The 7,536-nt window shown below is 52.0% G+C and carries 5 protein-coding genes; 2 read left to right on the plus strand and 3 right to left on the minus strand.

The window, feature by feature from the left end:
- Positions 1-136 precede the first annotated feature (136 nt).
- A complete protein-coding gene (locus tag IGR76_17930) occupies positions 137-322 on the plus strand; it encodes a PCP reductase family protein (protein MBF2080336.1) in 186 nt (61 codons plus the stop codon).
- Positions 323-357: 35 nt separating this feature from the next.
- On the opposite strand, the gene IGR76_17935 is transcribed toward IGR76_17930, so the two are convergent.
- The 3 genes from IGR76_17935 to IGR76_17945 form a co-directional block, all read right to left on the minus strand.
- Positions 358-963, minus strand: coding sequence for an NYN domain-containing protein (locus IGR76_17935; GenBank protein ID MBF2080337.1), 606 nt, complete (start codon positions 961-963; stop codon positions 358-360).
- 91 nt (positions 964-1,054) lie between these two features.
- Positions 1,055-2,656 carry a methionine--tRNA ligase gene (locus IGR76_17940; GenBank protein MBF2080338.1) on the minus strand — a complete coding sequence of 534 codons (1,602 nt, stop codon included), beginning with the start codon at positions 2,654-2,656 and terminating at the stop codon, positions 1,055-1,057.
- A gap of 595 nt (positions 2,657-3,251) precedes the next feature.
- Positions 3,252-4,319 carry a 3-deoxy-7-phosphoheptulonate synthase gene (locus IGR76_17945; protein MBF2080339.1) on the minus strand — a complete coding sequence of 356 codons (1,068 nt, stop codon included), beginning with the start codon at positions 4,317-4,319 and terminating at the stop codon, positions 3,252-3,254.
- Positions 4,320-4,879: 560 nt separating this feature from the next.
- Between IGR76_17945 and ptsP the strand changes: the two genes are divergently transcribed.
- Positions 4,880-7,441 carry a phosphoenolpyruvate--protein phosphotransferase gene (gene ptsP / locus IGR76_17950; protein MBF2080340.1) on the plus strand — a complete coding sequence of 854 codons (2,562 nt, stop codon included), beginning with the start codon at positions 4,880-4,882 and terminating at the stop codon, positions 7,439-7,441.
- Positions 7,442-7,536: the final 95 nt, after the last annotated feature.

Genomic DNA, 7,536 nt, shown 5'->3' on the forward strand with positions numbered 1-7,536 from the left:
GTACCTCAACTCACGCGCCTCTCATCCCGACGCTGACCTTTCAGGTACATCGCGGGGCTTCCCGTCTAAAAGCTAAACCGGGTTCATTCTACTGATACCATGCAGATCTAGAGACTATGCCTTGATCGAAGTACCTATGTCAGATACTGAACTATCCGATTTCATTCGCTGGACACCGGATGCCGAAGCAATGCTTAAACGCATTCCCTTCTTTGTGCGATCGCAAGCTCGCCAACGGGTTGAAGCCTTAGCTCGACGCTCAGGCGCAGAAATTATCACAGCCGAATTTGTGGAAAAAGTCCGCACTGAAATCGGTCAGTGACTGGCCTTAAATCTACATCCCAATCAGGGCAGCATCTAATGTTCCGGTTGATCGTCAATCAGGCCAATACCAGATAAGGGGCGGTAGGTGTAGTTCTGGCGCGGGGTTTTCTGAATATCTTCCTTAATGCTGTCTAAATCAATGTAGCGATCGGCCACGTTAATCAAGTTATCGCTCGTCATGGAACGCAAACTCACCACCTCAACCCGCACGCCCCGATAGCTCACGGCATCAACAGCATAAGCTAGATCGCCATCTCCGCTAACCAGAACCGCCGTGTCATACGAGCCCACTAACGCCATCATGTCTACGGCAATCTCAACATCTAGATTTGCCTTCTTTGACCCATCCGGCAGTTGCACGAGATCCTTGGAGATCACACGATAGCCATTGCGTCGCATCCACAATAAGAATCCCTGCTGTTTCTCATTGGTGCGATCGACACCAGTGTAGAAAAACGAACGCAGTAGCCTAGAACCCGCCGTTAAGCGACACAGTAGCTTTGTGTAGTCAATTTCAATGCCGAGTTGCAAGGCAGCGTAAAACAAATTCGAGCCATCAATAAAAATTGCAACTCGTCCCCTATTCTCTAGAACCTGCTCTGGCGTAAAGACAACGTCCTTTTCTATGTGATTGTACATGGATTTTTATACCTCTGTTTTTTATGAAATTGGTCATTTTTTTAACGCACATGAAAATGAGATTGAGAATTCCTCGTTTGAATGGCAGAGTTCAACCTACCGACGAGGAGGGTAGTTCAAGTTGACGAAACACAGGCTTAGGATCTCGGAGAGGTTGGAGGGCTGCTAAACATCCCCAGCGATCATGGCCTTCAAGGGAAGCATGGCTACTCGTAACCGGGTCGAAATCAATATCAAAACCGAGCTGATGATAGATTGCTGTACTCAAGGTCGGCACAATTGGAGACAGCCAATAGGCGGCAAGGCGAACTGATTCCAAAATGCTGTAGATTACCCGCTGTGCGTCCAACTCCTTGCCATCCTTAAACATCGACCACGGGGCTTCTTGGTCAATAAACTTATTCCCTGCTCGCGTTAGTTCCAAAATAACCTCACATGCCTGACTAAAGGCTAACGTTTCGTAGGCATGGTTGACGTCTTTGGGCAACAAAAGTCCTTTAGATTTCAAGACGTGGTCATCATCAAAATCGGCAGTAGAAACATCCGGAACGTTCCCATCGCAATACTTATGAGCGATTTTTAGCGTCCGGTTGAGCAAGTTTCCAAGGTTTTTGGCGAGGTCAGCATTGAGGAGTTCTACAAACCGTTCTTCGTTGAAGTCGCCATCTTTGCCAAACTCAATTCCCTTCAGGAAGTAGTACCGAACGGAATCTGCACCGTACTGGTCAACAAGCTGCACCGGATCAATGGTATTTCCTAGGCTTTTGCCCATTTTGTGCCCATCTTTGGTTAGGAAACCATGACCAAACACAAATCCAGGCATCGGCAACCCGGCAGACATCAGCATGGCCGGCCAGTAAACGGCATGGAATCGGAGAATGTCCTTACCAATCAAGTGGATATTGATCGGCCACCACTTTGCGGTAGCATTCCCTAGGGTGGGTTCTTCGTCTGGTTCTAGTAGCGCGGTCACGTATCCTAGTAGGGCATCGAACCAAACGTAGAGGGTGTGGGTCGGATCGGTGGGAACTGGAAATCCCCAGTCTAAGTTTACCCGCGAGATCGAAAAATCTTGCAGACCTCGTTCTACAAAGCTCAAGACTTCATTGCGCCGAGTCTCAGGCTGGATAAAGTTGGGCTGGCTTGCGTACAGAGCCATCAATTTATCTTGATACTTGGAAAGCCGGAAAAAGTAGTTCTCCTCATCGCGCCACTCTACTTTGCGGTTTGTATGGATGGGACAATGCTTGTCTTCCAGGAGATCACGTTCTTCCTTGAACTCTTCACAGGACACGCAGTACCAGCCCTTTTGCTGCCCTAAGTAAATATCTCCGGCATCCCAAACCCGCTGAAAAAATTCGCGCACGATCGCTTCGTGTTTGGGTGCTGTTGTCCGGCTGAAGCGATCGTATTGAATGTTGAGTTTTTCCCAAAGGGCTTTAAAGCCATCGGAAACGAGGTCACAATGCTCTTGAGGATCGCGCCCAAGGGCTTCGGCAGTGCGCTGAATTTTTTGCCCATGTTCGTCTGTGCCCGTAATCATCAGTACAGACCGTCCACGAAGACGGTAGTAACGGGCGATCGCATCGGCAGCCATCGTGGTGTAAGCGCTACCAATGTGTGGTAAATCGTTTACGTAATAAAGCGGTGTGGTAATGGAAAATGTGGCTGGATTTGAATGACTGGAATTCATGGAGTAAGGATTTAACGAGACGCGCCCAAACAAAGGTTCAACGGCCATTGAAGTGCGCTAGGAAAAACGGGGTAAAAAAGTTGAGATCTATAAGCGTCGATGTGCTGGCTGCTACGTTGATGTAGCTCCTAAAGGCTGCCAACCCAAAATCCTAATCACTATAAGCTGTAATAATTATGACTCTGGAAAGGTATTGCACATCGCATTTACTGGAATCTCCTAAATATTGAACTCAGTAACGCTGATTTCAGCTTCGGAGTCTTAATGCTATGGAAATATTAATAATATCAAATATGCGAGATACAAAGCTTAATATTTCCTGATGGTCAGAGGTGCTTCTTTAGTCCCAACTCCGGTTTTGCCTGCAATGACGGACAAGCTAGGATCACCCTAAGCAACCAGGACGGTGTGACGTTATCCATGGGGAAATCCCAGCATCATAAAAAATGCCTTAACCCTCTCCCTTGGTTAAGGCATGATGTCGTCAGGATCTGCTCTAAAAAGGCTTCTAAAGCAGGTCTAATCCTGGCATAACGGTTAGACACTTTCATAGTGCCAGCTAAATGTGCAGTTTTCGTGGACGCTAGCTTAAACCTTACCGACTCAGTTGGAGGCTGCCCTGGCTGACGGCTTCCGCGAGCGATCGCAGCAAGGTTTTGGTTGTTTCAAAATCCACGCAGGCATCCGTAATGCTCTGACCGTAGGTCAACTGGCAGAGATCATCGGGAATCGACTGATTCCCTGCCACTAAATGACTTTCGATCATCACGCCCAGTAAATGCTTTGACCCAGCTCGTAACTGTTCCGCAACACTCGCGAGGGAATCCGCCTGTTTCCGATAGTCTTTGTTAGAGTTGCCGTGGCTGCAGTCCACCATCACCCGTGAATTCAATCCCAAACTGCTCAGTTTACTAGCCGCAGCCTGGACGTGTTCAGCGCTGTAGTTTGGCCCCGCACTGCCCCCCCGTAGAACCAAGTGTCCGTCTGGGTTGCCGGTGGTCGTGACGATACTGGCTAACCCTTGGTGATTGATGCCTAAGAAGTGGTGGGGCTGACTGGCGGCTAGCATCGCGTTCGCGGCAATGTGGAGGCTGCCATCGGTGCCATTCTTATAACCAATCGGCATGGATAGACCGGAGGCCATTTCGCGGTGGGTTTGGCTTTCGGTGGTGCGGGCACCGATCGCCGTCCAAGAAATGACGTCGGCAATGTATTGGGGAATGATCGGATCGAGCAGTTCCGTGGCGGCGGGTAAACCCAGGTGGGTGAGATCCAGCAATAGCTTCCGGGCGAGGCGCAGTCCGGTGTTAATGTCGTAGCTGCCATCGAGATGGGGGTCATTGATCAGCCCTTTCCAGCCCACTGTCGTTCGGGGCTTTTCGAAGTAGACCCGCATCACGATCTCCAACCGATCGGATAGCTCTTCCCGCAACGCGATTAACTGTTGGCCGTACTCATAGGCCGCCTTGACATCATGAACCGAGCATGGACCTACAATCACCAGCAGGCGCGGATCTTCGTCGCGGAGGATATTACGAATGCGATCGCGCGTTTCGGAAATTAACGTAGCAGCCGTTTCCGTAATTGGAAGCTCATGGTGCAGGGTTGAAGGACTAATCAACGGGCGAGTTTCAACAACGTGCAGATCATACGTTTTATGCATGGCGGGTCTAGCGTATACGGTGTTTGGATAAAAACAGAGGTGTAAGAGAAGAACCTACATTCCTATTGTGAAGACGGATCGGAGATTTGGAGATCAAGACTCAATCCGCATCCCAACATAGTATTGGTTGATACGGTTCAACGCAATTCACCCCACGGGTGAACCTTTCGTTACGAATTGCCAACAATTTCTCGATCGCCATCCTTGATCTGATCGATGCCCTGATCCAACCTGCCCTAAGCCTGCAATGGGGAGCATCCCACATGTGCAAATTTATCAATGTCTGGAGTGCGGGTATCTTGCCCGCAAGCGGGACGCTCGCACTACCCGTACAAAATTGGGATGCTCCCCTGCAATGGGGTAGTTCTCTTAGCAGTCTGTTGCCAAATATGCCAAAAAGCTTAAAACATTATATTTTCTCCTTTTGAAATCGTTGATTTTTGGGAAGATACGACTAGATTCAGAACTTTCTAGTCACATTTCTTAATATAGGGTGGTTTTACCCGTCCTAATAGCCCCTAGATGATTTGATAGTGCGGCACGGTATTTAGGAGAAACGAATGAGCTACACCGCAACACCAGCTAAGGTCAGCGCTGGTTTTTCGTTAGTGGCACCCCTCTCCGGACACATCATTCCCATTGAACAGGTTCCCGACCCCGTCTTTGCTGAAAAGATGGTCGGGGATGGGATTTCGATTGATCCGACGAGTCAGGTGTTGCTTGCGCCCTGTGATGGCGACGTGATTCAACTGCATCCGGCCTGTCATGCCGTGACCGTGCAAACGGTGGATGGCTTGGAAGTCTTGATGCACATTGGTCTAGATACGGTCGAACTGCACGGTAAAGGATTCACTGCCCGTGTTAAAGAAGGCGATCGCGTCAAGCTGGGTGATCCGTTAATTGAATTTGATGCCGACTTTGTGGCTCTCCGCGCCCGCAGTTTGCTCACCCAGATTGTGATTACGAACAGCGATCGCGTCGCTCGATTCACGCCGCTGACGGGTAACGTGGTGGCGGGGCAGGACGTGGTGCTGGAACTGACCCTGGGAATTCCCGAAGCAGAGGAAGGTCCGGATCAGGGGGGAGAGGAGGTAGTCTCCGAAGCAATTACGATCGCCAATCCTGCTGGACTCCATGCGCGACCTGCGGCAGTGCTGGCGAATTTAGCAAAAAAATATAAGTCCGATATTTCGATTCATCGGGGAGCCGATCAAGCTAACGCTAAAAGCGTCATTGCCGTGATGGGTCTCCAGATCGGGAACGGGGATGTAGTGACTCTTCAGGCAACAGGCGCAGACGCATCGGAGGCGGTGCTAAAGCTGACTGAGGCCATCCGCGACGGGTTAGGAGAAGCAGGAAAAGCCCCCGCCCCTGCCCCCGCCAGCATTGCCCAGTCGGATCTCAATGCGCCGCCCCCTCGACCTCGCTCCGTCGATCCAAACTTGATTTTGGGGGCTTCGGCGTCTCCGGGCGTAGCGGTTGGCCATGTGCAGCACGTTCGCCAAATTGATATTCAGGTTCATGAAACGGGCGATCGCCCCGAAGTGGAGCGCCGCAAATTAGAACACGCTATCGACCAAGCCAAGCTAGAGGTGGAAGCGCTCCGAGCCAAGGTTCACGGACAGGGTGACCCCAGTAAGGCCGCTATCTTTGCCGCTCATCAGGAATTGCTGGAAGATCCGGGGCTGATGGACATGGCACTGAGCGCCATCGATAAGGGCAAGAGCGCTGAATTTTCCTGGAAGCAAACCTACACCGCCCAAGCCAAGCAGTTGGCAGGGTTGCAAAATGAGCTACTGGCACAACGGGCGAACGATGTGCGCGATGTCGGGATGCGGGTGTTGCGAATCCTGACGGGCGTTGTCGCTACCGTGCCCACCTATCCCGAAAACACGATTCTAGTCGCTGAAGATCTCATACCTTCCGATATGGCAAACCTAGATCGGGCGAAGGTGGTGGGCTTCTGTACCCTGGCGGGTGGAGCCACCTCCCATGTGGCGATCTTGGCACGTTCTATGGGCATTCCCGCGATCGCCGGAACGGAACCGAGCGTGATGGATCTGCCCGACGGCACCCCCGTAATTCTGGATGGCAGCAAAGGAACCCTACGCCTGAATGCCACAGCGGAAGAGTTAGAGACGGTACGAATGCGGATCGCCCGCCAAAAGGCCAAGCGAGATGCCGATCTGCGTGTGGCCGATCAACCAGCGGTGACAACCGATGGTCAACGCATCGAAGTCGTCGCCAACATTGGAGGCATCAAAGATGCCGAGGAAGCGATGCCCCTGGGCGCAGAGGGCGTCGGTCTACTCCGTACCGAATTCATCTTTATGGATCGCGCCAGTGCGCCCACGGAGGATGAACAAACCGCCATCTACCGCAGCATTTTGGAAGTGCTAGGGCGCGATCGCCCCATGATTCTCCGCACCCTGGATGTCGGCGGTGACAAGCCCTTAACCTACCTGCCGATTCCCCACGAGGAAAATCCATTCCTGGGCGAACGAGGAGTCCGGATTGGGTTCGATCGCCCCGATATTCTGCGAACTCAGCTTCGAGCGGTGCTGCGGGCATCCACGGCAGGCAAACTGCGGGTGATGTTCCCCATGATTGGGCGCATGGAAGAAATCCGCATGGTGAAAGGCATGCTGGATGAAGAACGGCTCAAACTGGGAGCCGATCCCATCGAAGTCGGCATCATGATCGAGATTCCCGCCGCTGCGGTTATGGCGGAGCAGTTCGCGAAGGAAGTGGACTTCTTCTCGGTGGGAACTAATGATCTGACTCAGTACACCCTGGCGATGGATCGCGGACATCCCAAGCTTGCCCCCTACGTGGACGGTCTCAATCCTGCCGTGCTGCGCCTGATTCACCAAGCGGTGGAAGGGGCAAGTCATCATGGCAAGTGGGTCGGTGTGTGCGGTGGTATTGCCAGTGATCCCCAGGCTGTCCCCATCCTGATCGGCTTAGGGGTGCGGGAGCTAAGCGTGAGTGTATCGGTGATTCCCAGTATTAAGGCTCAGGTGCGATCGCTCTCCTTTACTCATTGTCAGGAACTTGCCGCCAAAGCCCTGGCACTGGAAACAGCCGCCGAGGTGCGTGCTCTTGTCTCTGTAGAGGATTGACGCCAGATTGTACGGGCGGTTTAGCCGATAAATCTTGCTGAGCTCGACTTTATCCAATCAGGCGGCATGGCAGAGTAACTCGGTCCAGGTGTCGA

The sequence above is a fragment of the Synechococcales cyanobacterium T60_A2020_003 genome (assembly GCA_015272205.1).
In the GTDB taxonomy this organism is placed as follows: domain Bacteria; phylum Cyanobacteriota; class Cyanobacteriia; order RECH01; family RECH01; genus JACYMB01.

Coding starts and splice junctions, on each gene's coding strand:
- IGR76_17930 (MBF2080336.1), top strand. CDS start 137: ATGTCAGATACTGAACTATCCGATTTCATTCGCTGGACACCGGATGCC.
- IGR76_17940 (MBF2080338.1), bottom strand. CDS start 2,656: ATGAATTCCAGTCATTCAAATCCAGCCACATTTTCCATTACCACACCG.
- IGR76_17945 (MBF2080339.1), bottom strand. CDS start 4,319: ATGCATAAAACGTATGATCTGCACGTTGTTGAAACTCGCCCGTTGATT.
- ptsP (MBF2080340.1), top strand. CDS start 4,880: ATGAGCTACACCGCAACACCAGCTAAGGTCAGCGCTGGTTTTTCGTTA.
- IGR76_17935 (MBF2080337.1), bottom strand. CDS start 963: ATGTACAATCACATAGAAAAGGACGTTGTCTTTACGCCAGAGCAGGTT.